Raw genomic sequence first — 25,428 nt, forward strand, 5'->3', positions numbered from 1 at the left:
AATCGGTCTGCAGGCGCGTAGGTAATGGAAGCCACTACCTTTTTTGTGCCTGAGACCGATTGTTTCCGATACTATTACCTGGTATCATAATATTGCTTTGATGGATAAGGTCAAAAACAATGTGGTTGCAGAATATTCCCTCAAGGATATTTCAAAGCCGATTGGTGTAAGCGAATATAAAATAACCATTTGCTGGAATTGAGTTATCAACTGACCCGGTAACGCAAACGAAACGGCAGATGGGTTTTAGGAGGTGCGATGTGCAGATACATTATTTTCAGAGATACCACTCCAAAGAGAATGTGGATACTTCAAACACCATGCTGATGCTCTCTCGTTTGTATAACTATAACGCTGATAAGTTCTTTTCTATGCTGAATAGTCTTATTCTTGGAGAGGACGAAAGCCCGGAGATCACCTTTGATTTGCAGGTTGTTGGTGACGATAGTGTTCCGGATGCGGTTATCAGCCAAAAGAGCTTCAAAATAGTGGTGGAAACAAAGCTCTACAATCAGTTTTATAAGCAGCAGCTTGTGAATCATCTGGAGCAGTTCGGTGCTGAGGATATAAAGGTTTTGCTCACTCTCGATCCCAAGCCGATGAAGCCGCAACTGTTCGATGAACTGGCAGTTGAACTGAGAAAGTATAATAGCGAAAATGCAACCCGACTTATCCATCCGATCAAGCACGTCAACTTGACATTCGAGCAGCTTGTGGACGCTATGGAGGATATTGTTGACGACAGAGATACGGAAATCATTGCCGTTTTAGACGATTTCAAGAAGTATTGCTTTGATGAAAAGCTGATACCGGATGGATATAAATGGATGAGAGCAATCGTAGCCGGTACAACTTTTCAGGACAATATGGATTTGGATTTGTTCTATGACCAGGAATCCCACAACTTTTCAGAACATGGATATATCGGCTTGTATAAAGACAAGAGTATCCGTGCTATTGGTAAGCTGAAAAAGACCATCATCGCAGTTGAAAATAACGGCAGCATGACTTATCGTGCCGAAAGCGGAGCCGAACCTACCGCAGATGAGATTGAACGCATCAACGAGGCAATCCGTCGTGCAGATCATTATGGCTATAACCTTCAGACGATTAGCCATAGATATTTCATCGTTGAAAAGTTCTACCCGATGGACTTTAGAAAAAGCAGTAAAAACCCGATTCAAAAAAGCAAATTCTTCAATCTTGCTGATATGTTCGGATATAAAACAATGCCTAACACCGATGTAATCGCAAATGATCTGAACGGTCGGACTTGGGAGGAGTTTTAACCCGATTCGGAAGGAGGCCGCAATGGAGTTTTTAGAGCAAGTACACTTATTCGCCACAAAGTGGATTGAGAAATTTAGAGATCAGAAAATCAGCTACATAGAGCTGGTTGACCATTACCTGGCTGATGATTGTCAGGCATTGGGATTCCAGATGGATTGCGGCCATGCCTTTTCAAAAAAATATGGCGATGCAGCAAGCAGTTGTGATGCGCTAAATCGTATCATTAACGAGGTCACGGACATTAAACTGCTTGGGTCGGCAATCTATTCCCAATGGCGATATTTTAATCATTGGGCATACGATGCAGCAGCCATCTTGAACCCAGAAAATCGTTCATGGTTTATTCTGGCATTGAGCCGCCTTGCCCTGCTTTCCGGCGAGAATCCCTTCCTGTTCAAAGGAGAGCTTAGAAAGATTCGGCTTGTTTCCAATCGGCTTGGTTATGGACCTTGCCCGGAACCGGACGAAGAAGTTGAACAGCACATAACCCTTAATGCAGAAGGGCAAGTATGGTTTTCTTCGTATGTTTTCGGGCAGCGCAGAGATGGTAGATATGAAAAAGCCCACAGTCAGAATTTGCGAATTGATAAAGCGGTTGCCGACAGAATTATTTCTGCGTTTACAGAGTATTTCAGCAAGGGATACGATGAAGTCGTTGCAACTGATATTGGAAACTGGAATATGGAGCTGACCAATACCGCAGGAAAGGTCTATCAGTTCAGCGGTTCGTTATGCTCGTCTTTTGAAGTGGACGGAATTGACCTTTCAGATCTGCTTCGTGACAGCTTGAAAATGCCTGATTTGTATGCCTTTGATGGGAATAATAAGCCTGATATGGTGAATCAAATCGAAGTAAACTATCATCGAATCACAAAGATCAAGCCAAAGGTTCCTATTTCAGAACACGCAGAATACGCTGTCTGGGATTATGAAGAGTTTTTAATTGTGGACAGAGAGAGCGAAAGTATTGAACACATTCAGAATATCGGTTCTGGGTGTTCTGTAAGTAGAAAATACAAGGTTGAGGGCGGGGTTGAAAGCCTTCTTGAAGATATGGATGCGGAAAGCATCTTTGACCATATAGAAGGAAATCCGGAGAATGTAGTGGTTGATCCGCTTGAAACCATAGACTACACCATTAAGGTTATTTCTCAAAAGGGCAATGAAAAGCTCATTCAAGGAAGCTACGATAAAAAGGGGCTTCCGGATGATTGGGCGGAGTTTATGGAGTCCGTCTTTGAATTTATGTCTTTCTACGGGTGGGGTGAAATTATGAACCCGTCTGTGTATGGAAAGGTGCGGCGCTGTGACAATGATATTATCTATTGCAGCGTAGAGTTTGAAGATGGGTGTAAGAGCTACTACTATATTTCGGATGACGATTCTATTCAGGTGGGCGATTGCGTGATCGTTCCTGCTGGCAAAGATAATCACAAAGCAGTAGTTGAAGTCGTAAAGAAAGAATACTTTGCAGAGGAAAATGTGCCTTTGCCGATGGAGAAAACAAAACATATTATCAGGAAATGTACGGAAGATGATTTTGACCTTCCGGGCGATGAACCTATTTGACTTCCTGATAATAACTAAAAAGTCCACCAGTCATGATGCGCTGCGCATTGTACTGGTGGACTTTTTCTGTAAGGAAATCCCTTATGGCTATATCCGAAACCAGAAAAAGAATACATTCGATGTTGACGAAGAAACAGCGCCTGTGGTTGTTCGTATTTTTGAACAGTAATATTTCACTTCGGATTGCATACACTATATTGACGTACAGAATATTGTACGTTATAATTAGAGCACAGAATATTGTACGAAATGAGGTGATATGATGTTAGCGGTTAATTATTCAAATCTTCGGGACAACATGAAAAATTATATGGATCAGGTAACGGATGATTATGAAACTATAATTGTCACCAGAAAGAATAATAGAAACGTGGTAATTCTGTCAGAGGAAAGCTACAATAATCTGATTGAAAATGCGCATATCCTTGGGACTAAGGCTAATTATGACTGGCTGATGGAATCCAAAGCACAGTTGGAACGTGGACAGTTTGCAAAGCATGATCTGATTGAGGTAGACGATGAATAAAGTTTTTACTGATAATGGATGGGCAGATTATGTTTATTGGCAGACTGAGGACAGGAAAACACTGAAAAAGATTAATCAGCTCATAGAAGATATTTGCCGTAATGGTAATGAGGGCATAGGAAAGCCGGAGCCGTTAAGAGGTGATTTAGCCGGATTTTGGAGCCGCCGCATAAATGATAAAGACAGATTGGTATATAGAATAGATGATGCCAATGTTTATATCATTGGTTGCAGATTCCATTATGGAGATACTTAAACCGCACATTTTATAAGGAAGAAAGAGCATCAGCAGAGTAAAATCTGTTGGTGCTTTTTGTTTGCCTTTTTAGCACAAATATGGCAAAATTCGCAGAGATTTATCCAGACCGAGAATTTGTGCAACAGTTACTGGCTAATTATCAGACTCTGGACTTACCTTGCCGGACTTCATTTTCGATGGAGTCCGGCTTTCTATATTCAGAAGCAGTATTTCCTGTGTCGGCAAAAAGTGAGGTAATTCAGTTGAATACCATTGATATTATTGCCGATTACATGGTATACTATGTAATAGATTAACGTAGTTTTTTGATAGATTTTATGGCGGAGGATCATAGATGCGATATCTTTCAGTTACTGAAATAGCGAATAAGTGGGATGTATCCGAGCGCAGTGTTAGAAATTACTGCGCCAAGGGGCGTGTGAACGGTGCGTTTCTTACCGGCAAGACATGGAACATTCCGGAAAACGCAGAAAAACCGGAGCGTACCAACAAAAGAAAAGAAGGACCAATTACTCTGTTGGATATTCTGAAAGAACAGAAGGCAAGTAAATATTCCGGTGGGATCTACCATAAAACACAGATCGAATTGACATACAATTCCAACCACATGGAAGGAAGCCGCCTGACCCACGATCAAACCCGATATATCTTTGAAACCAACACTATCGGCGTAGAAAAAGAAGTGCTGAATGTGGATGACGTAATCGAAACAGCAAATCACTTCCGCTGCATTGATATGATTATCGATCATGCAAAAGCAGCTCTGACGGAGAAGTTCATCAAAGAACTTCACTTGGTTTTGAAGAACGGTACCAGTGATTCCAGAAAAGACTGGTTTGCTATTGGCGCGTATAAGAAACTCCCGAATGAAGTCGGCGGCAGTGATACAGCCCTTCCGGAAGAAGTCGGCGATAAAATGAAGGCCTTGCTGACAGAATATAACGCCAAAGAAGAAAAGACCTTTGAGGATATTCTGGACTTTCATGTGAAGTTTGAGCGGATCCATCCGTTCCAGGACGGCAACGGTCGTGTGGGCAGATTGATCATGTTTAAGGAGTGCCTGAAATACAATATCGTTCCGTTTATCATTGAGGACAATCTGAAAATGTTCTATTACCGTGGATTGAAGGAATGGAACAACGAAAGAGGCTATCTGACAGATACCTGCCTGACTGCACAGGATAAGTATAAAGCGTATTTGGATTATTTTAGGATTATATATTGAAATTGAACAAAACAATATGATGTGTGGGGTGAATACATGCTTATTTATGCAGGCACAAAAAGTGATTTTATGGTTGATACAGAGAATGATCGTTTGGAAACAAAATTATATGAAAATATTAAATTAAAGATGAACCGAACGACAGGATTAAGTGAACTGAATGCCTGGCGGAATTCATTAAAAGAAATGTATATTACATTGAATGATTCCGATATTCCAAAGGATGCAGGTGTGGCGATTGAATATAATATTCCTCAGACTTCAAAACGGATAGATTTCCTTATTTCTGGTTATGGATTGAATGGAAAAGGAAATGTTGTTATTGTTGAATTGAAACAATGGGAGAAATTAACAGCTATTGATGGTCAGGATGCAATTGTTGAAACATATACGGGTGGAGCGGAGCGAAGAGTTGTACATCCATGTTATCAAGCCTGGTCTTACGCAGCGTTAATCAGAGATTATAACGAATATGTTCAGGACAACGAAATCGGTCTTCATCCCTGTGCGTATCTTCATAATTATCCAAGAATCGAAAATGATCCATTGGATAAAGAACAATATCAGGATATTATGAAAGAAACTCCTGCATTTACTTATGGGCAAAGGGAAGCTCTTCGTACATTTATCAAAAAGCAAATTGTAACAGGTGACAAAGAGGATACACTGCTGAAAATTGAACATGGAAAAATTAAACCTTCTAAACAACTTCAAGATGCACTTTTAAATATGCTTAAAGGGAACCAAGAATTCGTTATGTTGGATGAACAGAAGGTTGTATATGAAAGTATTCTTGATTATTCTTGTCAGTGTCAAAAAGATGGTAAGAAAAGAACAATTATTGTAGAGGGTGGTCCCGGAACCGGAAAACAGTCATTGCAATTAATCTACTGGCTGAACTCACGAATCGAATGCAATTTGTTCAATATGTTTCAAAAAATGCTGCACCGAGAACAGTATATCAATTCAAATTAAAGGGACACATGAGGAAAAACAGTGTAGATAATCTCTTTAAAGGTTCCGGAAGTTATACCGAAGCACCAAGAAATTCAGTCGGAACAATACTAGCTGACGAAGCCCACCGGCTTAATGAAAAATCCGGTATGTTCCAAAATATGGGAGAGAACCAGATAAAAGAAATCATTCATGCCGCTGCTTGCAGTGTGTTTTTTATTGATGAAAGTCAGAGGGTTACATTATCAGATATTGGAAGTGTAGCTGAAATAGAAAAGTGGGCGGCTTTGGAAAAATCAGAAATTATAAAAATACAGCTTGTTTCTCAGTTCCGCTGTAATGGTTCTGATGGATACCTGGCATGGTTAGATCAGGCATTGGAAATCCGTGAAACAGCAAATTATGATCTTGACGGAATTGATTACGATATTCGCATCTGTGATACACCTGCAGAAATGGAAGCAATTGTGCTTGAAAAGAATTGCGCAAGAAATAGAGCAAGAATTCTTGCAGGCTATTGTTGGAACTGGCCGAAGGATACCAGAAATAATACAAATTTCCATGATATCAAGATTGGAGATTATTCCATAAGCTGGAATCTAAATGGTGGAGATGCATTTGCAATCAGTGAAGAGTCAGTTCATGAAGCCGGATGTATTCATACATCACAAGGTTTGGAATTCGATTATACGGGTGTTATCATTGGCGATGATATGCGATTTGAAAACGGGAAAGTGATTACAGATTACACAAAACGTGCAAAGACCGATAATTCCTTGAAAGGAATAAAAACACTAGCGAAGAAAGATAAAGAAAAAGCAGATCAGGTTGCAGATGAAATTATAAAAAATACATACAGAACCCTCATGACAAGAGGTATGAAGGGCTGTTATGTATATTGCACGGATGTTGCCTTGGCGCAATATTTTAAGAAACTGTTAAAACAAAAATGAAAAATAAGGAAGAAATGTAGTGTTATACAGTTGATTTGTAACCCATTTTACACCTTTTGCTAACGATATTATGCTATACCAGGTTATGCAAAAAAACAAAAATTTACAAAGGCTTACAAAGCCCGAAAAACCAAGAAAAACTAAGAAATGCGAGGTTATGCAACAATGATAAAAGTACTATTTGTCTGTCATGGAAATATACTGGCGACTCTCTAAAAAGTCTTGATTTATCGGGGAAGGGAAGCTTCACAGTTCTGTTTTAGACCAGGTTTAGACCATTTGGAATGTGTAGAAAATAACGAAAAAAACATGCAGATGGGGAGCCTTGTTGCAAATATACTCATATAGAAAATTACACAACGGAGATAATTTTTGAGAGGAAAAATCTTACGCCTGCAGACTTCAGGCTTTCACCAGCAGTGGCAGACTGATTTGACTGTGCCTCAGCTTTTTGAGATCTTCTTCCGTTTCGATGATCTCCCGCTGAAGAGCATCATACTGTTCTTTGGAAATGTCACCATTCGCAAGCGCCTGATTTGCCTGCTCTGCAGCGATTTTCAATGTTGCGAGCTTTTCCTTTGTTTCACTGACGGCACTGGAGAGGAGCTTCTGCTTCTGCGCAAGCAGTTCGGTGTTGCCTGGATCCAGTTTCAGGAGCTTTTCGACATCTTTGAGCTGACTCTGCGTATTCTTGATTTCTGAATTGACACCCTTTAGGGTTGTCTGTAGTTTGGTGGTATCGCCACCGATCTCGACCGTAATACCCTTGATTCTACTTCCCGCCATAGGCTTCTCCTTTTCCTGAATTTGGGTATAAGAAAAGCACCTACCATTTCTGATAGATGCTTTCTGAATTGCTATTCTGTTTTTTAAATCTATTTTTTGAATAGTTCTGAGTGCGTACCAAGCCTGTAAAGCATGAGTACTAAAACCGTTGTTCTGAATCTCATAAATGAGCAACCAGTCTGGTTCGATGTGACACTCACGTGTGCCTTTGTAGTTTCCTGTAAGGTCATGATCCCTGTATTTTGCTTCCAGCGTACCGCCATTCGCCAGAATATCGATTACTTCAAACAGCTTATCAAGATTTTTATTTTGCTTTTTGGCAAGCGTCAAATCCTTTTTAAACTGATTGGTAAACTGAATGTCGTATTTCATACGTCGAGAACTGCCTTAAGCGCATCCATACTGGAATAACGCGGAGCAGAAGGATCCTTCATCATTTTTCGGCCTTCCTCAATGGCAGCGGCTGTAATATCATTTGGTACTTCCAGTTTTAATTCAAAAGGAATACCATGCTCACGGATAGCGGTTCTTAGGAACATATTTACAGCAGTTGTCATATTCAGACCAAGCTCATTGAAGATTTCCTCCGCCTGGTCCTTGATTGCCTTGTCTGTACGAATATTTAAATTAGTTGTTGCCATGCAGAACACCTCCATTCAAGTATAGTATACTCAAATATGCGTCTGATGTCAACATACTGTCATTATATAAGATGCATAAATTCTGCTAAAATGCATCAAAATCCCTCTGCGTAGCGATCTGCGCATAGCCTTTGTAATCATCATTGCTGCTTTCTGCGTACATGTCGTTCACCATCCCGATCGTGAGTAAGTCAAGATCTCGGATGGAGATGCCGAGCTGTACGCAGCGGAGCAGAAACAATGGCGTGGTCATCGGCCGGTCAGTTGCGTGAAGTTTTTTTTAGACTCCACATCCGTCTGGACATTTAAGCCCCAGAGCTCGATGATTTTCGGAAGCACCTGGTAGATGGAGAAGGTGCTGAACTCATCAAGCCATTCCTCCGGGCTGTCCGGGATGGTGGGATCTGCATGCTTTGCCATGATGTAGGCGATATTCTCAAACATCTCAAGAGAGAACATATCGAGGTGAGAGGAACCTTCATCACCGTTTCCGACAGCCTTTCCAAGCGCATCGAGATCCTTATAGATATCTCGGTGGAACTTGATACGATAAATACGCGGAATGGCGGCAGATGCCTTGAAGGGCACCTGCTTTCCGTCAATCTCAATCTTCTGAATCATACTCATACTGCAAGAGCTGGAAATCCGGCATTTAAAGATAAATACAGTGTGTCCTATATGTGGGAGGATATCCTTACCAAGGATACGATTCTCGATCTGATCAGCAAGTTTATCTTTGTGGAAGTAAAAGAAAAGGTCGATGAAGAAACCGGAAAAGTGAAGCGCTCGGAAAATCTGATTTTTCCACGTTATCACCAGTTGGATGTTATACGTAAGATACTGGCAGATGTGCGTGAGAATGGTACAGCACAGAATTATCTGATACGGAAGCGGATGTGGAAGATATGATTTCCAGTGAAATCAAGCGAAATGGTAAGCGGGCTAATGTATCAATGTTTGCTTTTACAGCAACACCGAAGCCTACCACGATTCAGCTTTTTGGGCATCAGAACACAAAGGGCCAGAAGGAAGCATTTCATGTATATTCCATCATTTGTGGATGAGCAGCGTATGTGAAGAATCGCGATTATGAATTTGGGGTCCTTTTTCTGAATCATTTCAATGAAACCGTCCTGCGTAAATTGTTCAATGAACACGATTTGAAATTCACAACGCTTTTTATCGCAAAGCCCCATGTATTTGTAGGAGCTGAAAATCCACTGGCAAGAAAAAAATATGTTATGTTGGAGGACTTAGCACCTTACCCAAGACTCTCTTACGAACAGGGGGACCATAATGCCTTTTATTTTTCCGAAGAAATCCTCAGTACTTTGGAAAGTAAACGGGACATTATGGTCAGCGACCGGGCGACTTTGTTTAACCTTTTAATTGGACTGAACGGTTATACGATTTGTAGTGGTGTAATCAATGCAGAGCTAAATGGGGAAAATATTATCGCTGTTCCCTTGGAGGTCAATGATTACATGGAAATAGGGTATCTTACACACAAGAAGGTGATACCGGGTAAATTTGCTGAATGATACGTCCAGGCTCTGAAGCAATATACAGCACACACAACGAAATAGTCCGTTTGCCATAGTTTGTTCCTATGACAAACCCTATTTTTTCTGTATTTTGCAGATGGCTTTTTTTTCTGTATACTTATGTTAATAAAAACACAGGAGGCATCAACTATAATGGCAAAGAACACACCTTTTCGATATGACTATGTGGGCAGTTTTCTCCGCCCGGAATATTTGAAGAAAGCCCGTGCGGATTATGAAGTCGGAACGATTTCTGCGGAAGATCTGAAAGCCGCAGAGGATAAAGCAATCGTAGATGTGGTGGCAAAGCAGAAAGCTGCCGGCTATCATGTGATTACGGATGGAGAGTTCAGAAGAAAATTCTGGCACTTAGACTTTATGTGGGGTTTTGAAGGAGTCGCACATAAACATACAGGCGGCGGCGTGCAGTTTAACGGCGAATTAGCCGTGCTTGATGATACTTGGCTTGTCGGAAAAGTAAAGGCAAAGGCACATCCGTTTGTAGAGTATTTTAAGTTCCTGAAACAGTTCGAGGACGAAAACACTGTTGCAAAATACACAATCCCTGCACCGGCACAGTTTTTTCAGCAGATGATTGTTCAGAAAAACTACGAAATCACGAAGCAATTCTATGATAGCACCGAGGATTTGGTAAAGGATATCGCAGTTGCATATCAAGATGTCATCAAGCAGTTCTACGAAGCGGGATGTCGCAATCTTCAGCTTGACGACTGTACTTGGGGTGCAATCGTAGGAGAGGATTCCCAGCTTAGATACAAGTCACTGGGTTGGAATTTGGAAGATGTCAAAAAGCAGCTTCTGGAAATCAATAACATGGCACTTGAAGGCAAGCCGGATGATATGGTTATCAATTCCCACATCTGTCGTGGCAATTATCATTCAACCTTCTTTGGCAGAGGTGCATATGACAGCGTAGCCGATTATGTATTTGCTAAGGAAAATGTAGATGCATTGTATCTTGAATATGATGACGAAAGAAGTGGCGGTTTTGAACCTCTTGCCAAAGTGTCCAGTGATAAGAAAGTGGTTCTCGGACTTATTACGACAAAAACACCTGCGCTTGAGGATAAGCAGACTATCATTGCCCGCATCCACGAAGCCGCAAAATATATTCCTTTGGACAGACTATATCTCAGCCCTCAGTGTGGCTTTGCTTCATGCGAGATTGGAAATAAGCTGACTGAAGAGGAGCAGTGGGCAAAACTGAAACTTGTGAAAGAAATCGCTGAAGAAGTTTGGGGCTAAATTTTGCTCTGTTCTGCCTAATAGAAACGCAAATACTCCTGACACGGTTTTGCAAAACCGTGTCAGGGGTATCGTTATGCCATCTTTAAGTCGTTTGCTTTATGTTTCATCGTTTATTACATCCTTATTTCATCTGCTGTTCTATATCGTGTATTTCATTCCGAATGTCTTTCAAATCTGAGATAATAGCTTTCTCCTCCTGCCTGATTTCCGGATGATCGCTGACCTCATCCCTCATGAACATCAGACATAGGCTGATCAGTAGAAGAAAACAGGAAATCCAGATTGTATGCAGACCGAAAACGGATAGCAGACAGCTGCCGGCACCCGCTCCCAGGGCAAAGAGCAAAATAATCCCACAGTATCGTACAGCTTTGCAAAGCTCAGAGAGATGATGCGTTTCTCGATATGCGCAAAGAGATTCCATGCCGCTGCGCATATTGCCGATGCACATGGTACTGGCAAAGGCATATCCGTTTACCTTGCGGAATGCCTGCACCTGCATGGCGCAGGAGAAGGAAACCATTGCGTTCGCCAAAAGATTGAATTTTCCCGGGAGACAGCCCACCAGAAACAGCAGAAATATCTCATCTGCAAGGACAAGCTGACGCCAATGAATTTTAACCGTCTTCTGGAAGCGTTCGCGAATCAGCTCCGCCGCAGCCACACCAAAGGCAAAGAAGAATATGGGAATCAAATAGTGAAGCACTCTATTCCACTGTCTCTGGATGATGCACTGACTGAGCAATACGAGATTACCTGTCTGGGCGTTGGCAAATACCCGGCCTCGCAGCAAATAGGTATAGGAATCCTGCAAACCGCCTGACAGCGACAGAAAGGCGGCTGTGGCAAAGGAATCCGACATTTGCCCATGCGGTCTTATCTTGGTGTGTTCTTTTTTCATCGTGTGTCTCCAACATTTATTCTGTACATATCAACCACGCCGTCTGCCAGCAAGGAATTTTTTTCATCCGTTATAGAAACATGGAATACGGCGATATGATGGCCACGCTTTACCGCTTCCGCAGCAGCGTAAATGGTGCCTGACTTCACATTTTTCAGAAAGTTTATGTGAGCGCTTTGAGTTACATAATCCTCGCCGGTTGCCCTTGCGGTGAGCCCTGCCACACAATCCGCCATGCCGTAGAGCAGTCCTCCGTGAACATGCCCATGCAGATTTTTGGATTCCGGAACCAGTTCCACCTTGACTACGCTCTTTTCTGGATCTGCCTGACAGATTTGGATGTGGTTATAGGCCATAAATGGATTTGCCTGTTCATAGGCCTGATAATTCTCCGGCATATTCCGCTCACCTTCTCACTGGAATTTCCTGATTGCAGTACAGGCAGCGATATCTCCCGGATGGTGACATCTTAAAGTAATGGTCGCATTCCGGTTCAATACTTGTGATGCAGCGGGGATTTTTACATTTCACTACATTCTTCAGGAGCTTCGGAGGAACTGGATGGTATTTCTTCTCCACCTTCCCATCCCGAATGATGATCAGGGTGATCCTGTTGTCCAAATAGCCCAGAATATCCATCCGCTCAGGAATTTGTGTTCCTTCGATTTTGATCAGATCTTTGTTTCCGTATTTTTGGCTCCGGACAGAGCGCAGAAGCGCCACCGATTGCCTGCTGTTTTCCAGGTGGAGCAGATGGTATATTTCCATGCCCCGCCCAGCGGTGATGTGGTCAATTACAACGCCGTTTTGAATGGATTCTACGTTTAACATGGCAGCACCTCCTTTCCAGTCATAGGATCTTTGATTTCCAATAACGCCATAATCAGTGCCATACGGATATAAACCCCGTTTTGTGCTTGATCAAAATAGGCTGCCCGTGGGTCTGCGTCAACATCCGTTGCAATTTCTCCGACTCTGGGAAGCGGATGTAGTACCGGCATATTTTCTGGAGCCAGACTCATTTTTTGCTCGGTCAGGGTGTAGATATCCTTCAGCCGGATATAATCTTCCTCATTGAAAAAACGTTCCTTCTGTACTCGTGTCATGTACAGAACATCCAGCTTTGGCAGGGTTTCTTCCAGGCTGCGCACCTCCTCATAGGGAGTATTCGTTGGGGACAGCACATCTTCCTTCAGATAGGATGGGATACGCAACTCCTCCGGAGAGATGAAATAGAACCGGTTTCCTGGATAACGCACCAGACTGCTTACCAAAGAGTGAACCGTGCGCCCAAATTTCAAGTCACCGCAGAATCCCACTGTCAGATGGTCCAGCCGCCCTAAGCGCTGCCGAATGGTCATCAAGTCGATCATCGTCTGGGTAGGATGATTATGTCCGCCGTCTCCGGCGTTGATGACTGGAACTTTTGCGTACATCGACGCCCGGAGAGGTGCTCCTTCCTTGGGGTGCCGCATAGCAATGATATCTGCATAGCAGCTGACTACACGGGCTGTGTCCGCTACCGATTCACCTTTTGTGGCGCTGGATTGCTCAGCACCGGAAAAGCCCAATGTTTTGCCACCCAAATTCAGCATAGCGGATTCAAAGGAGAGCCTTGTCCGTGTGCTTGGTTCATAAAACAGAGTTGCCAGTTTCTTGCCATCCGCAACATGGGCATAAGCCTCCGGATTAACAGAAATCCGATCCGCCAAATCCAGAACAGCCGCAGTTTCTTCCATTGAAAAATCTTCAGGCTCCATCAAATGCCTCATAACCATTCCCCCTTTACCAAATATTCTTCTCTCTTTGCACCCACAGAAACAAACTGAATTTCATGATTCAGCTGGTGTTCCAAAAATTCTACATAACTTCTTGCTTCATCCGGAAGTTCCTCCCAGCTTCGACAGCCGGAAATATCCTTTTGCCAGCCCGGAAGATATTCCACAACAGGCGTATAGCTGTCCAAATTATCCATAGGGTCAAACGACTCTGTAATATGACCATCCCTCTGATAGCCCGTGATGATCGGAATTTCCTTCATTGCACTTAATACATCCAATTTTGTCAGTGCGATTTTATCTGCGTTCTGGCATTTCAGACCGTATCTGCTGGCCACCGCATCAAAGGGGCCAACTCGTCTGGGGCGTCCTGTGGCTGCTCCGTATTCGCCACCTGCCTGACGCAATGTTTCCATCCATGCCTCCGACATAGCGTGTTCTGCCGCAAATGGCCCGGCACCTACACAGGTGGAGTATGCTTTCAGCACTCCTACAACATGATCCGGTGTTCTCTCCGGAATGCCTGCACCAATTGGACCGTACGCAGCAATTGTCGAAGAACTTGATGTATAGGGGAAAATCCCGTAATCGATATCCCTCATTGCGCCCAACTGTGCTTCCAGCACGACTTGCTTTCCCTCTGAGAGCATTTCTTCCAGATAGCTTCCAGTATCACAAATATAGGGCGAGAATCGTTTTGCCTGGTCTTCACACCAGGCAAGCAGTGCCGGATAGGACATAGGCTCCTGATGATAACACCCTGACAACTCCATGTTTTTGGCCTCCAGCATAGTGTGCAGACGGCGTTGTACTGGCTCCTCCTGCAAATGCAGTAAATCTCCAAGCCGCAAGGTCTTTTTTCGATATTTATCACTGTAAGCATAGGCGATTCCTCGGCGGGTGGAGCCGAATGCCGCTCCATTTTGTGCAAGGCGATCTTCCTCCAGTTCGTCCTGGATGCGGTGCCAGGGCATAGAAATTGTTGCATGGGCAGACAACTTCAGATTTTCCGGTGTAATCTGAATGCCTTTTTCACGGATATGTTCCATTTCAGAGACGAGGTGTTCCAAATCCACCACCATACCGTCTCCCAGAACACAGACCACATTGGGATGTAAAATTCCGGATGGCAGAAGGTTCAAAACAAATTTTCCCTGCTCCGTAACAACAGTATGCCCAGCATTATTGCCGCCTTGATAACGGACAACTGCATCTGCCGATTCTGCCAGCAGGTCGATAATTCGACCTTTCCCTTCATCGCCCCAGTTCATTCCTGTGACTGCAATCAGCATTGTTTTTCCTCCCTTTTCATTTTGTTCATTTCAGGTAACTGTGAGGGTACTGAACAGTTACCATTTCAGAACTTTTTTGGCTTGCTTTTTTCACCACGGCCTATTATACTGAAATATCAGAAATATGTAAAAGCTATCATTGTTATGTCTGCAATTCTATTTTGATATGTCTGGGAGCTGATTGGATGAATGTCAATTTTGAATACTACAAAATTTTTTACTATGTTGCGAAATATGGGAACTTCACAAAGGCAGCTCATGTGCTTGGAAGCAGTCAGCCGAATGTCACACGAGCAATGAATTGTTTGGAAAGTGAAACTGGGTGTACGCTTTTTATCCGCACAAACCGGGGCGTTCACCTAACCCCGGAAGGGGAACGCTTGTATGTCCATGTTTCAGCTGCGATGGCACAGTTTCAGGTAGCCGAGGATGAAATGTCTGCAAATATTGGTTTGGAACATGGAAGCATCTCCATCGGAGCCAGTGAAACTGCGCTGAATATTTATCTTCTGGATAAATTGAAGGCCTTCCATATGGCTTATCCGGGAATCCGTTTGAAAATTTATAACCACTCCACACTGCAGGCTGTCCGAGCCGTCCAAAACGGAGAGATCGATTTTGCCATTGTTACAACACCTACAACAGCGGAATCGCCGCTCAAAGAGGTTCCACTCACATCCTTTCAGGAAATCTTAATTGGCGGCAAAACATTTACTGCTTTAGGGAGTCAGGAACTGTCCTTGGCTGAATTGAGTGCATACCCATTGATTTGTCTTGGACGGGAATCTATGACTTGGCAGTTCTATCACCGGCTGTTCCTTTCTCATGGATTGGAACTTTCTCCTGATACGGAGGCTGCAACCTCCGATCAGATTCTGCCTCTGGTCAAAAGTGAGCTTGGTCTGGCCTTTCTCCCGGAACCGATGGCACGGCAAGCCATTTCGAGGCACGAAGTGGTAGAAATAAAGCTCCGGGAAAAAATCCCGGAGCGAAAGGTGTGTATGGTGTATGACCGTCAACGTCCGTTGAGCGTGGCAGCACGCAGATTGATGGATACAGTGATTCATTCCCACTGAGGTTTTGTTAGCGTTCCCAAATGTCCCTTTTTTTCTTAGGTTTTATCCGTTGTTTTTGCACGAACTTATGTTGCCGTTCACGTTTCATTTGCAGAATTGCTCTGTCCTCGGCGTTCTCGTCTTTTTTGAATTTGGAGAAGGCAGCATCATCAGCGCACCCCATATTGTTCAGAAGCATGGACTTTTCGGGTTTCAGTTCCTTCAAATCCTCGGTCAGCGTGGCAACCTGTTCTGACAATTTCTGATGCTTTATCACATGAATAAAGGACAGAGAGTCCTGTTCTGCACGGAGCTGCTTTCGCTCTGCAGTTTTCACTTTGATTTCCTGCCTGATTTCCGTATATCGTTCCATGACCGGTTTTACAGCATCCACATCTCGGCTACCAACACCAGACACCGTGAGGGTTTCAAGACGATGGTGGCGGATGCCCTTGCCGGGAAGATCGACCTCATCATCACCAAGTCCGTTAGCCGTTTCGCCCGCAACACAGTGGACAGCCTCACGACCGTCAGAAAGCTGAAAGACAACGGCATCGAAATCTACTTCGAGAAGGAGAACATCTGGACGCTCGATGCCAAAGGCGAACTGCTCATCACCATCATGTCGAGCCTTGCGCAGGAAGAAAGCCGGAGCATTTCAGAGAACACCACATGGGGGCAGAGGGAAATTCCGGGTGTCTTTTTCTGTTCATAGAACAGGATTGAAAAAATCACTACATGGTGTTAAACTAAACCTAATAGTGTTAGTTTTACAATTGCTACTTTCGCAGTGAATCGGTTGGACTCATAAAACGGACTCATAAAACGGAGCGGATACTATGATCAAGAATAATTTTGAACTGGATATAAAGATGAAGTGCTTGGAATCAGGTCTTACCCAGGCACAGCTTGGCGAACGCATCGGCACCTCGGAGCAGTACGTCAACCGCGTTATCAAGCAGAAAGCCGGTAACATCTTGAACAAGACCTTTGTCAAGATGATGGAGGCGATGGGATACGATGTGGTCGTATCCTACGAGAAAAGAAACGAAGAGTAGTTAGCGGTTGAGGGAATGACATGTTTAGTCTGATAGACATTGCAGATATGCACCGAAAACAAAAGCATAAATCGGAATTTGTGATTGTGTCTGCACATGACAAGGAGGCTTTCAGGTGAAAGATATTTTAAAGCATTATTCTAAGTATATACTCTTAGATACACTTGTAGCAGCTACGTTATTTGCAGGTGCTCACGGCATATTATCGCTTTTCCATCTGAAGTTTATAGAATGGGTTTATTATGCGGTAATCGGAATCATAACAATAGGAATATTGTTGGGCATATTTCAATTATTGCTAAAAATACGAAAGAACTATGTGAAATATGTAGCAATATGTGTTGAAGCCATTTGTCTCATACCTTTGACTTATATTTGCATTTTATTATTTGCTTTTACTTATAAACCGATGCATATAGTTGAAAAAGACGGAATAAAATGTGTTGCCTATGTGAGAGCCTTTCTGCAGGTATATGTTGATTATTATGAATACAAAAATCCACTTATTACAGGTGATGAAGTACTTTTTACTGATTACTTTGGAAAAGGCGGATTTGATCCATTTGTTGATGGTTATGAATATGATAGTATGATAGAAGAAAATGCTGCAATGGATGATATTTCTGAAATAATTGGTGATTCAGAAGACGAGAAAATAGATAATGAACATATATTTTCTCAACAGGAGAAGGAGGAGGACACAGCAATAGATACAGACAGTGACGGCTATCCTCTGACAGAAGAATTTCAGTCCTATAAGAAGGAACTAACAGCTGTTGCAACTTATATCAGAAATACCGAGTCATACCAAGGAGTAAAGGCAGGGGATGAACTCAGCGAGTTTCTGGCATATAATATTTCGGCTAAGGGATATCCTTACGTTAATATTGCGGAGCAAGTATACGAGCAAGATGGTATTTCAACTATAGCAACGCATTACATTATTATTAATGAATCTTGGGAATTTTTAGCATCATATGTTCGTTAGTTCCAAATCTATGTGGCAACTCACCGCAAAGAACATAGGCTGAACCTTTGAACATTACCTCCATAAGAGAAGTAAAGTTCATATTTCCAATGCCTTCAACCGGAACTTGACTTACTAAACCACTCATCAGTGCTTTAGTGGCCATGACATCATCTGAGTTTACAACAGTAAGGTAAACATCTTTGATTTTTACTAAGTTTCCAACCTTGCTGTCATCTAAGCGACGCACCTCTTTAGCTTTTTCATAAATAGGCTTAAGGATCGTCGATTTAGAACTTACTACTTTTACGGTATCTTCCACTCGGTTAGATCTATTATGAGACAGATTGCCATTTAAATCTACGCTGGGTAAATACTGTCCAATGACAGGGATTTTTGAAGCGGCACCTGTGGTGGCATCTACATTGCCCGCTAATGCTAATTCTGTATTTTTGATGCGAGTGATCTTCTCTACTATCTGATTATCAAACAACATTGAAATTTCAGAAGCTTTCTCGTTGTTGATGTAGTAGATATTAAACATGTTTTTCAAACGGCTTCCTCCTTTGGACTGTAATAACACGCCGTTTAATTACTCTTCTTCAAAAAAAGAAGTGAAATTATCGGGCTTAATATACTGATGGAGAGGATCATATGGTATTCTCTTTAATTTACCGAAGTTTGTATCTTCGTTCAGATCCTTTCCTTCATTTTCTTTCCGTCCGTATGATGAATAGTCAATACAAAAACATGGAAAAATGTTAACCATTGATTCAATAGCAATTCCTTATCTTCAGTTGTATTCTCCAAAAATGATTCTCCTTTGATATTTACGCTGATAATACATATTTGGTCTTTAAATCATTACAGCGATTATAGTTTATGAAGCCTTCCTTTTGCAGACGTCCCACAACAACTCCACAAAGAATGTGCTCTTCTTGAGCAAAGGCACAAATGGCTGCTTTTGAAAAATCATTCTGAGTAGTAAATGTGTTGAATTCTTCTGTAGGAATTAGTGTTTCTTTTGCAAAGCTGTCAGCGGCATCTTCATCTTCTTCGGTTGTTCCATTTGGCTGGTTGATGTGGCCAAGTAGAATATGACCAAGCTCATGGAATAGACTAAACCAGAATTTATCTGCATCTTTGCCGCGAACTGTTAAGCCAACAACTATTTTGTTTCCGTCGTAGAAAGTTGCACCATGCAGGAAAGAACCTCCAATGTGAGGGAGAAATACAAGCGCAATACCGCAGTTGGATAATAGCTCAATCAACTTAGGGCAGAAATCCGAAGGATTCATTGTGGTCATGCTTCTTATTTCTGGCAAACTTTTCTTAAGCGATTTTAAATCAACTAATGAAGTTTTAATAGTGCGCGCCTCCAGTTTGGCTTTCTGTGCCCATGCCAATAGAGCAAGATTACTTTTTTCTGTTTCGGCTAATCTACGACATGCTATTTTTGACAATTGCATATCCTCAATAATCTCAAGGTTTACAACTTCAAAATATTTTCTAAGATAAATAACCTTTTCGGTTGTATCGCTGGTCTCAGGAACCCAACCATTTTTAGACATTTCACGATAAGGTAGTTTTTTTGCAAGTTCCTTATCAGCATCCATGTCATTTTCAGCGTTGGCTTTTACAAGTTTTTCACGATAAGTGGACTCTAGTTTATTCCAAAACTTAGCAGGAACACCTAATACCATTTCTAAACGAACAGCAACATCCGGAGTCAACTGAACTTCGCCATTGATTAATTTACTAATATGTTTTTCGGACATACCCATGCGTACTGCAAATTCTTTCTGGCTAAGTCCTCTATCAAGCAACTGCTCTTTAATAGTTGCTCCCGGTGGTGTTGCAATAAAACTGCGACTTTTCACCATCGTAATACCTCCTTAAATGAAACGGAACTTTAATGATAATCTACAATTTCCATTACGTTTGCAATTTGAATTTCATTCCCTATTTTTTCAAAAACCAGTCGATAGGGATGAACTAAATCCATTGCGTATTGACCATTGCGATTTCCTTTTAATGGATGACATCTTCCAATATGGAATTGAACCATCTCTTCAACAGTATCGGATGCATCTATTTCATCTATACGCTGATGGATTTTTTCGGCCATTTCTGAACCATATTTCTTTTCTGCCTCGCTTGCGATTGTACACACCTTTTCAATCTTGCGAGTCTTATATGTTATTTCCAATCCATCACCTCTTTCGTGAATTTACCTTTGAGGTAAATATATTATATCCTTATTTGCTATAAATGTCAACAGTATTGGTTTACCTGAGAGGTAAATTGATTGTGATATGCCAAAAAGATAGGACAGTAGAAACTGAATCTACTGCCCTGAAAATTAGAATTCCTGTGATAGTGGCACCCAATGGTCATCTGACATATCATGTGCGAATTCTGTATTGTTGATGTAAAGCTGATTGTCTTTGTCTCGGACGAATCCCCAGTGGAGGGAATGCTCCGCAGCATAGTTCTTGAATGCATTGAATTTGTTCTCAATCTGAATGTCGATATTCTTGTCCTTGTCCTTGGACTCGCCACCCTTGGTCTCAATAACCCAGACAGTTCCATCTTTCTTCATAATGATATAGTCAGCATAGAAGAGCCACTGATTCCGAAGCCCATCCCTATATACGATGGAGAAGTATTGCTGACCGGTGTCTCCGTTCTTATAGACCCATTCAATATCATTACGGCTTTCGCAGAATTGCTCAAATAGCATTTCTGATGTACTACGAACAAGGCTTGTGGCATATCCGGAAGTATAATCATGGTATGCATTGGTTAGGTATTCCACTTCATTCTTTACACCCGGGTCGTACTTATAGAAGTCCTGCTCCGGAATATGGAAGATTGACTTCTTCGGATTGAGAGGAAGTGTCATCTGCGTATTCATATCTGCAGTCACTTCACGGAATTCTTCCTTGAGCCTGTGCTCGTTATTGATGATAAATGCGTAAAATTCTGAGGTGTCCAGTAACAACAGCTTTTTATAGGAAGAACCACCCCTACGGAACAGACGCTCCAGTATTGTTTTTACCTTGGTAGACTGCATGCCGATGGTGCTCTTAATGGCATCTACGGAGTGGAGCAGCTCAATACCATGCTTGTGGGTATTCACACGCTTGCGAGTGGTGTAGTAGGTAGTGCTCTCAGCGACCATATCGGTGCGGACATATTCGCCATACAATGCATGACCGATAATTTCATCACCGAACTGATAGCCTGCTGCCATAAAGCGGAGCTTATTATCTGTGGTGCTTGTGGACAGATTATATTTTCTCACCAGAGCATCGTAGATTTTATTCAGAACATTACGCTCGCCCAGACTGCCGACATCCAGGTCACGGATTTCCTTTTCTAAGGTGAAGGTCTTGCATTTTTCCTTGAGGAACAATCTGCGAGTCTCGTAGGCCTTATCCATATTGGAGAGAAGTCCTGCTTTGTATTTCTCATCAAAGGTATAGACATAGCAGAAATCCAAGAGGTCATCTTCGTAGTGCTTTGCCTCTGGCATACGACGAATTCGGCCGATGGTCTGAATCTCAAAGCTCTCGCTCATGCCTTCTCGCAGTTTGACGAGAATCTTGGCACGAGGGCAGTCCCAGCCGGTGCTGATGGCTTGTTTCATAAGAAGAAACACACAGGGATAGCATCATTCTCGGTCAGATTGTCCGGCAAGTCCTTTTTATCTTCACTCATCCACTTGCTGACCATGCCATTGTCGTAGGTGTAGCCCATAGACTCCAGTTTCTGCTCTACAGCAGCAATGGTCTCTGGCTGTCCGTTCGGGAGCTGTATAAGCACGAGAGGACGGATATTTTTACCGATTCCTTTATATCTGCTAGCGATGGCTTTCCTTTTTGCATTGGCTTCGTATCAGCTTTTGATTATTGATGATCTTGGAGTGGAACGAAATTCAGGATATGCGTTAGGAATTATTTTTAGCGTCATAGACCGCAGGATCCGTTCGGGGCGACCTTTGATCATCACGACCAATCTTCCGCTGAAAGAAATAAAAAGCGAGACCATGTTGGATAAAAGGCGCATCTATGACCGTATTTTAGAAATGTGTACGCCTATGTATGTTGGAGGCGCAAGCAAACGAGAAGCGATTGCAAGTATGAAAATGGAGAAAGCGAAAACACTGTTGAATACAAACCGAGGGGAGGAGAAATGCGAATGAATCATACAGAAAAACAATACCTGTTTGGAAGAAATATTCTTTAAATGTTTCCGAAGCAGCAGAATATTATGGAATCGGAGAAAAGAGATTAAGACAGATCGCAGGTGAAAATGAAGGAGCAGATTTTATTTTGGAAGTAGGTTCTCATATCCGGTTCAAAAGGAAATTGTTTGAAGATTATCTGGATACAGCCAGCACAGTTTAAGTAACAGAATAGAAAAAATAGTAATGAAAATAATGTTCATTTTATCTTAGCGAAGAGAAGGTCTTGTGTTATAATGAATAAACCGAGACGGTCTTCCAAGTTAAATGAAGATTTAATGAAGGAGACGAAATATTATGAGTGAAAAAAGGAGAGATCATAGAGGACGTATATTACACAATGGAGAAATACAGTTATCTGATGGCAGATATCGATTTAAGTATGTCGATGAGATGGGAAAGGGGCACTGTGTATATAGCTGGCGCTTAGACCATAACGATGCAACTCCGAAAGGAAAGCGCCGTACTTTGCCGCTTCGAGAGATGGAGAAGAAAATCCAGGCGGACCATTTCGAGCAGATTGCAACAAATGGCGGAAACATGACGGTGCTGGAACTGGTTGAAAAGTATACATCAACCAAAACCGGCGTCAGACCTACTACAGTTGCAGGATACGGAACAGATATCAATTTATTGAAGAAAGATCCATTTGGAAAAAGAAGGATTGATACGGTTCGGATTTCGGATGCAAAATGTTGGCTGATACATCTTCAGCAGATAGAAAAGAAAAGCTATAGTTCCATCCATTCGATCCGAGGAGTTCTTCGTCCGGCATTTCAGTTGGTGGTGGATGATGACCTGGTCAGGAAAAATCCATTTTATTTAAAACCGGTATTCGCATCTCGGAATTTTGTGGTTTAACGATTTCTGATATTGATTTCAAGGAGCATACGATCAACATCGATTATCAATTGCAGAAGAAATCAAAAATCGGATATTATATTCAAGAGACTAAAACAACCAGCGGAACGAGAAAGATACCTATGACTGCAGATGTAGAGGAATGCTTTCGGAAAATAATAGAAAAACGAAACCCGCCCAAAGCAGAACCTATGGTAGATGGAAAAAGTGGATTCTTATACTTTGATAAAAATGAAAGTATCTGTTATTCCCTGCATTGGGAGCATTATTTTCAACACATCATTCAGAAGTATAATAATACTTATAAAGTACAGATGCCTGTCATTACACCGCATGTATGCCGGCACACCTATTGCACAAATATGGCAAAATCCGGAATGAATCCAAAAGCATTGCAATATTTGATGGGCCACTCAGAGATTAGCGTAACGTTGAATACATATACGCATGTAAATCTTGAGGATGCCAGGGAAGAAATTGCTCGGATTCAGGTTGTGTAATTACGATTTTTAATTGAAAATAGCAAGGTGTAAAATGGAAAAACATACACCTTATTTTACACCTTTTGCGGACGATATTATGCGAAAATAAACCAGGTTATGCCAAAAAGAAAAAATTCACAAAGGCTCACAAAGCCCGAAATACCAAGAAAAACTAAGAAATGCGAGGTTATGCAACAATGATAAAAGTACTTTTCATTTGCCACGGCAACATTTGCAGATCAACCATGGCCGAGAGTGTCTTCACCCATCTGGTCACCCAGGCGGGCCTGGCATCCCATTTCGAAATCGATTCCGCCGCTACCAGCCGTGAGGAAATTGGCAACCCGCCGCACTATGGCACCGTGGACAAGCTGCGGCGGGAGCATATTCCGCTGATTCCTCATCATGCAAGACAGATGACGGCGGAGGATTATCAGTATTATGATTATCTTATCGGCATGGATATGGCCAATATTCGCAATATGACCCGTATTGCAGGCGGAGCGGATAAGGAGCAGAAGATTTATAAACTTCTGACATTTGCGGGCAGCGGGCGTGATGTGGCGGATCCGTGGTATACAGGAGATTTCGATGCAACATTTGCGGATGTCATGGCAGGGGGCACGGGGCTGTTGGAGAAGATTCGCAGAGAGGAACATATATAGATGGAAAATGCGATAGACAGAGATGATATAAAAAAACAGGGAATGTGGGAATGTCAGACGGGGGTGGATTCGGAAAACATTGAAGCGCAGCACATGATGCAGAATTTGCAGAGATCAGACGGGCGCTCCAAGCGCATCGTTCTTTTCAATGATCTTCCCGGCTACGGCAAAGTTGCCCTGGCGGCTATGGTGCCTTTATTTTCCCGTATGGGGCATTTTCCGTACCAGGTGCCGACGGCAGTGGTTTCCAACACCCTGGATTTTGGAAAGTTCCGGATTCAGGATATGACGGACTACATGCGAGATACCATAAGGGTGTGGGATGAACTGGGGTTTGACCCGGACTGCATCTGTACGGGATTTGTGCTTTCTGAGGAGCAGGTGGAACTGATTGGAGAATACATTCGGAGCAGGAAGCCGAGAACAAATGAGAGGCAGCGTGCGGACACGGCGCAAAACGCAGGTGAAAATTCACAACTGCGCGAAACTCCGAATGAGAGTGAGATACAGAATGAAAGTGAACGTCTCGTGATGGTCGATCCCATCATGGCAGATGGTGGAAAGCTTTACAATGGAATCGGCATGGAGCGTGTGGCTGCTATGCAAAGGCTGGTCAGTTATTCCGATGTCATGGTTCCGAATATGACGGAAGCTGGTTTCCTGACGGGAATCTGCCCAGGCCGGGAACAGGCTTCGGCGGCAGAACTGCGGGAGCTGGTGGACGGGCTTCATAAGTTATCCGGAAAGTCTGTGGTGATTACCAGCGCGCAGGATTCGGAGACTGGGGAGCATCTGGTTTGTGGTTATGATCATAAAATGAATCAGTATTTCCAGGTGCCGTTTACCTTTCTTCCTGTCCGGGTGGCAGGAAGCGGGGATATTTTTTCTACCGTTATGACAGGAAAACTGTTAAATGGAGAGAGTCTGGAGACGGCGGTGCGGGAAGCGGTGCGTGTGCTGACGGCACTGATTCGGGAAAATCAGAATCATCTGGATGAATACAAGGGAATTCTGGTGGAACGTTACTGGGAAATTCTGGATAATGAGAATTAGCCGCACAGGAACAGATTGTATGGCTCCTGTTGCGTGAAAATGCAACGTGGC

The 25,428-nt window shown here is 42.6% G+C and carries 32 protein-coding genes and 5 pseudogenes; 21 read left to right on the forward strand and 16 right to left on the reverse strand.

Features of this window, described 5'->3' with window-relative positions; translation table 11 throughout:
* Nucleotides 1-260: 260 nt before the first annotated feature.
* From WMO41_RS12835 to WMO41_RS12870, 8 genes are all read left to right on the forward strand, one after another.
* Nucleotides 261-1,289, forward strand: coding sequence for a hypothetical protein (locus WMO41_RS12835; RefSeq protein ID WP_349230091.1), 1,029 nt, complete (start codon nt 261-263; stop codon nt 1,287-1,289).
* A gap of 22 nt (nt 1,290-1,311) precedes the next feature.
* Entirely contained in the window at nt 1,312-2,859 is a 1,548-nt protein-coding gene (locus WMO41_RS12840) for a hypothetical protein (protein WP_349230092.1), read from the forward strand.
* Nucleotides 2,825-3,028, forward strand: a complete 204-nt coding sequence (locus WMO41_RS12845) for a hypothetical protein (RefSeq protein ID WP_349230093.1) — start codon at nt 2,825-2,827, stop codon at nt 3,026-3,028. Before WMO41_RS12840 ends, WMO41_RS12845 begins: the two co-directional genes overlap by 35 nt.
* Before the next feature lie 90 nt (nt 3,029-3,118).
* Nucleotides 3,119-3,385 carry a type II toxin-antitoxin system Phd/YefM family antitoxin gene (locus tag WMO41_RS12850; protein WP_349230094.1) on the forward strand — a complete coding sequence of 89 codons (267 nt, stop codon included), beginning with the start codon at nt 3,119-3,121 and terminating at the stop codon, nt 3,383-3,385.
* A complete protein-coding gene (locus WMO41_RS12855; RefSeq protein WP_118533873.1) occupies nt 3,378-3,641 on the forward strand; it encodes a Txe/YoeB family addiction module toxin in 264 nt (87 codons plus the stop codon). Before WMO41_RS12850 ends, WMO41_RS12855 begins: the two co-directional genes overlap by 8 nt.
* A gap of 337 nt (nt 3,642-3,978) precedes the next feature.
* Nucleotides 3,979-4,869 carry a Fic family protein gene (locus WMO41_RS12860; RefSeq protein ID WP_349230095.1) on the forward strand — a complete coding sequence of 297 codons (891 nt, stop codon included), beginning with the start codon at nt 3,979-3,981 and terminating at the stop codon, nt 4,867-4,869.
* Between the two features lie 36 nt (nt 4,870-4,905).
* Nucleotides 4,906-5,844 carry a hypothetical protein gene (locus tag WMO41_RS12865; protein WP_349230096.1) on the forward strand — a complete coding sequence of 313 codons (939 nt, stop codon included), beginning with the start codon at nt 4,906-4,908 and terminating at the stop codon, nt 5,842-5,844.
* Nucleotides 5,781-6,776: a DUF2075 domain-containing protein gene (locus WMO41_RS12870; protein ID WP_349230097.1), complete on the forward strand. Its 996-nt coding sequence runs from the start codon at nt 5,781-5,783 to the stop codon at nt 6,774-6,776. Before WMO41_RS12865 ends, WMO41_RS12870 begins: the two co-directional genes overlap by 64 nt.
* 391 nt (nt 6,777-7,167) lie before the next feature.
* Here WMO41_RS12870 and WMO41_RS16100 read toward each other — a convergent pair.
* The 5 genes and pseudogenes from WMO41_RS16100 to WMO41_RS12895 form a co-directional block, all read right to left on the reverse strand.
* Nucleotides 7,168-7,562 (reverse strand): annotated as a pseudogene (locus WMO41_RS16100) (phage tail tape measure protein); the annotation flags it as partial.
* Nucleotides 7,563-7,651: 89 nt separating this feature from the next.
* Nucleotides 7,652-7,934: pseudogene (locus WMO41_RS16105) on the reverse strand (type II toxin-antitoxin system YafQ family toxin).
* The gene (locus WMO41_RS12885; RefSeq protein ID WP_349230099.1) at nt 7,931-8,203 is read right to left on the reverse strand and encodes a type II toxin-antitoxin system RelB/DinJ family antitoxin; all 273 of its coding nucleotides are present in this window, start codon (nt 8,201-8,203) and stop codon (nt 7,931-7,933) included. Before WMO41_RS12885 ends, WMO41_RS16105 begins: the two are co-directional and overlap by 4 nt.
* Nucleotides 8,204-8,288: 85 nt before the next feature.
* Nucleotides 8,289-8,456, reverse strand: coding sequence for a hypothetical protein (locus tag WMO41_RS12890; protein ID WP_349230100.1), 168 nt, complete (start codon nt 8,454-8,456; stop codon nt 8,289-8,291).
* On the reverse strand, nt 8,453-8,830 hold the full coding sequence (locus WMO41_RS12895) for a hypothetical protein (RefSeq protein WP_349230101.1): 378 nt from the start codon (nt 8,828-8,830) through the stop codon (nt 8,453-8,455). The genes WMO41_RS12890 and WMO41_RS12895 overlap by 4 nt, the downstream gene beginning before the upstream one ends.
* 42 nt (nt 8,831-8,872) lie before the next feature.
* On the opposite strand from WMO41_RS12895, the gene WMO41_RS12900 reads away from it, so the two are divergent.
* From WMO41_RS12900 to WMO41_RS12915, 4 genes are all read left to right on the forward strand, one after another.
* On the forward strand, nt 8,873-9,112 hold the full coding sequence (locus WMO41_RS12900; RefSeq protein ID WP_349230102.1) for a hypothetical protein: 240 nt from the start codon (nt 8,873-8,875) through the stop codon (nt 9,110-9,112).
* Nucleotides 9,100-9,267, forward strand: a complete 168-nt coding sequence (locus WMO41_RS12905; RefSeq protein ID WP_349230103.1) for a hypothetical protein — start codon at nt 9,100-9,102, stop codon at nt 9,265-9,267. Before WMO41_RS12900 ends, WMO41_RS12905 begins: the two co-directional genes overlap by 13 nt.
* 9 nt (nt 9,268-9,276) lie before the next feature.
* Entirely contained in the window at nt 9,277-9,744 is a 468-nt protein-coding gene (locus tag WMO41_RS12910; protein WP_349230104.1) for a hypothetical protein, read from the forward strand.
* Nucleotides 9,745-9,900: 156 nt separating this feature from the next.
* A complete protein-coding gene (locus WMO41_RS12915) occupies nt 9,901-11,013 on the forward strand; it encodes a 5-methyltetrahydropteroyltriglutamate--homocysteine S-methyltransferase (RefSeq protein ID WP_349230105.1) in 1,113 nt (370 codons plus the stop codon).
* Between the two features lie 124 nt (nt 11,014-11,137).
* On the opposite strand, the gene WMO41_RS12920 is transcribed toward WMO41_RS12915, so the two are convergent.
* Genes WMO41_RS12920 through WMO41_RS12940 form a run of 5 tightly spaced genes read right to left on the reverse strand, consistent with a single transcriptional unit; the run spans nt 11,138 to nt 14,987 of the window.
* Nucleotides 11,138-11,917 (reverse strand): YoaK family protein, encoded by a 780-nt coding sequence (locus WMO41_RS12920; RefSeq protein WP_349230106.1) that lies wholly within the window; start codon nt 11,915-11,917, stop codon nt 11,138-11,140.
* On the reverse strand, nt 11,914-12,315 hold the full coding sequence (locus tag WMO41_RS12925; protein WP_349230107.1) for a PaaI family thioesterase: 402 nt from the start codon (nt 12,313-12,315) through the stop codon (nt 11,914-11,916). Before WMO41_RS12925 ends, WMO41_RS12920 begins: the two co-directional genes overlap by 4 nt.
* A 7-nt stretch (nt 12,316-12,322) precedes the next feature.
* Nucleotides 12,323-12,748, reverse strand: coding sequence for an aspartate carbamoyltransferase regulatory subunit (locus WMO41_RS12930; RefSeq protein ID WP_349230108.1), 426 nt, complete (start codon nt 12,746-12,748; stop codon nt 12,323-12,325).
* Nucleotides 12,742-13,689: an aspartate carbamoyltransferase gene (pyrB, locus tag WMO41_RS12935; protein ID WP_349230109.1), complete on the reverse strand. Its 948-nt coding sequence runs from the start codon at nt 13,687-13,689 to the stop codon at nt 12,742-12,744. Before pyrB ends, WMO41_RS12930 begins: the two co-directional genes overlap by 7 nt.
* Nucleotides 13,686-14,987, reverse strand: coding sequence for an adenylosuccinate synthase (locus WMO41_RS12940; RefSeq protein WP_349230110.1), 1,302 nt, complete (start codon nt 14,985-14,987; stop codon nt 13,686-13,688). The genes pyrB and WMO41_RS12940 overlap by 4 nt, the downstream gene beginning before the upstream one ends.
* 185 nt (nt 14,988-15,172) lie before the next feature.
* On the opposite strand from WMO41_RS12940, the gene WMO41_RS12945 reads away from it, so the two are divergent.
* Complete coding sequence (locus WMO41_RS12945; RefSeq protein ID WP_349230111.1) at nt 15,173-16,063, forward strand: LysR family transcriptional regulator; 891 nt, start codon at nt 15,173-15,175, stop codon at nt 16,061-16,063.
* Between the two features lie 7 nt (nt 16,064-16,070).
* Here WMO41_RS12945 and WMO41_RS12950 read toward each other — a convergent pair whose 3' ends face one another.
* The gene (locus tag WMO41_RS12950; RefSeq protein WP_349230112.1) at nt 16,071-16,319 is read right to left on the reverse strand and encodes a hypothetical protein; all 249 of its coding nucleotides are present in this window, start codon (nt 16,317-16,319) and stop codon (nt 16,071-16,073) included.
* A 117-nt stretch (nt 16,320-16,436) separates the two neighbouring features.
* On the opposite strand from WMO41_RS12950, the pseudogene WMO41_RS12955 reads away from it, so the two are divergent.
* The 3 genes and pseudogenes from WMO41_RS12955 to WMO41_RS12965 form a co-directional block, all read left to right on the forward strand.
* A pseudogene (locus tag WMO41_RS12955) lies at nt 16,437-16,730 on the forward strand (recombinase family protein); the annotation flags it as partial.
* 151 nt (nt 16,731-16,881) lie between these two features.
* Nucleotides 16,882-17,100, forward strand: a complete 219-nt coding sequence (locus WMO41_RS12960) for a helix-turn-helix domain-containing protein (protein ID WP_349230113.1) — start codon at nt 16,882-16,884, stop codon at nt 17,098-17,100.
* A 115-nt stretch (nt 17,101-17,215) separates the two neighbouring features.
* Nucleotides 17,216-18,088, forward strand: coding sequence for a hypothetical protein (locus tag WMO41_RS12965; protein ID WP_349230114.1), 873 nt, complete (start codon nt 17,216-17,218; stop codon nt 18,086-18,088).
* Here the strand turns inward: WMO41_RS12965 and WMO41_RS12970 are convergent.
* The 5 genes from WMO41_RS12970 to WMO41_RS12990 all read right to left on the reverse strand — a co-directional run bounded on the left by WMO41_RS12970 (nt 18,048) and on the right by WMO41_RS12990 (nt 21,895).
* Nucleotides 18,048-18,620, reverse strand: coding sequence for a hypothetical protein (locus WMO41_RS12970; protein WP_349230115.1), 573 nt, complete (start codon nt 18,618-18,620; stop codon nt 18,048-18,050). The two genes, WMO41_RS12965 and WMO41_RS12970, sit on opposite strands and share 41 nt — an antisense overlap.
* Nucleotides 18,621-18,897: 277 nt before the next feature.
* A complete protein-coding gene (locus WMO41_RS12975; RefSeq protein ID WP_349230116.1) occupies nt 18,898-19,950 on the reverse strand; it encodes a HigA family addiction module antitoxin in 1,053 nt (350 codons plus the stop codon).
* Between the two features lie 29 nt (nt 19,951-19,979).
* Entirely contained in the window at nt 19,980-20,276 is a 297-nt protein-coding gene (locus WMO41_RS12980; protein WP_349230117.1) for a type II toxin-antitoxin system RelE/ParE family toxin, read from the reverse strand.
* A 153-nt stretch (nt 20,277-20,429) separates the two neighbouring features.
* Nucleotides 20,430-21,719 carry a hypothetical protein gene (locus WMO41_RS12985; RefSeq protein WP_349230118.1) on the reverse strand — a complete coding sequence of 430 codons (1,290 nt, stop codon included), beginning with the start codon at nt 21,717-21,719 and terminating at the stop codon, nt 20,430-20,432.
* Complete coding sequence (locus WMO41_RS12990; protein ID WP_349230119.1) at nt 21,716-21,895, reverse strand: hypothetical protein; 180 nt, start codon at nt 21,893-21,895, stop codon at nt 21,716-21,718. Before WMO41_RS12990 ends, WMO41_RS12985 begins: the two co-directional genes overlap by 4 nt.
* A gap of 49 nt (nt 21,896-21,944) precedes the next feature.
* Between WMO41_RS12990 and WMO41_RS12995 the strand changes: the two are divergent.
* The 5 genes and pseudogenes from WMO41_RS12995 to WMO41_RS13020 all read left to right on the forward strand — a co-directional run.
* Nucleotides 21,945-22,274: pseudogene (locus WMO41_RS12995) on the forward strand (ATP-binding protein); the annotation flags it as partial.
* Between the two features lie 16 nt (nt 22,275-22,290).
* Nucleotides 22,291-22,479, forward strand: coding sequence for a MerR family transcriptional regulator (locus WMO41_RS13000; RefSeq protein ID WP_303000085.1), 189 nt, complete (start codon nt 22,291-22,293; stop codon nt 22,477-22,479).
* 134 nt (nt 22,480-22,613) lie between these two features.
* Nucleotides 22,614-23,677, forward strand: a pseudogene (locus tag WMO41_RS16110) (site-specific integrase).
* 179 nt (nt 23,678-23,856) lie between these two features.
* On the forward strand, nt 23,857-24,324 hold the full coding sequence (locus WMO41_RS13015) for a low molecular weight protein-tyrosine-phosphatase (protein WP_349230122.1): 468 nt from the start codon (nt 23,857-23,859) through the stop codon (nt 24,322-24,324).
* 42 nt (nt 24,325-24,366) lie between these two features.
* Nucleotides 24,367-25,377, forward strand: a complete 1,011-nt coding sequence (locus WMO41_RS13020) for a PfkB family carbohydrate kinase (protein ID WP_349230123.1) — start codon at nt 24,367-24,369, stop codon at nt 25,375-25,377.
* The last annotated feature ends 51 nt before the right edge of the window (nt 25,378-25,428 follow it).

The organism is Ventrimonas faecis (assembly GCF_040096075.1).
Classification (GTDB): Bacteria; Bacillota; Clostridia; order Lachnospirales; family Lachnospiraceae; genus Brotaphodocola; species Brotaphodocola faecis.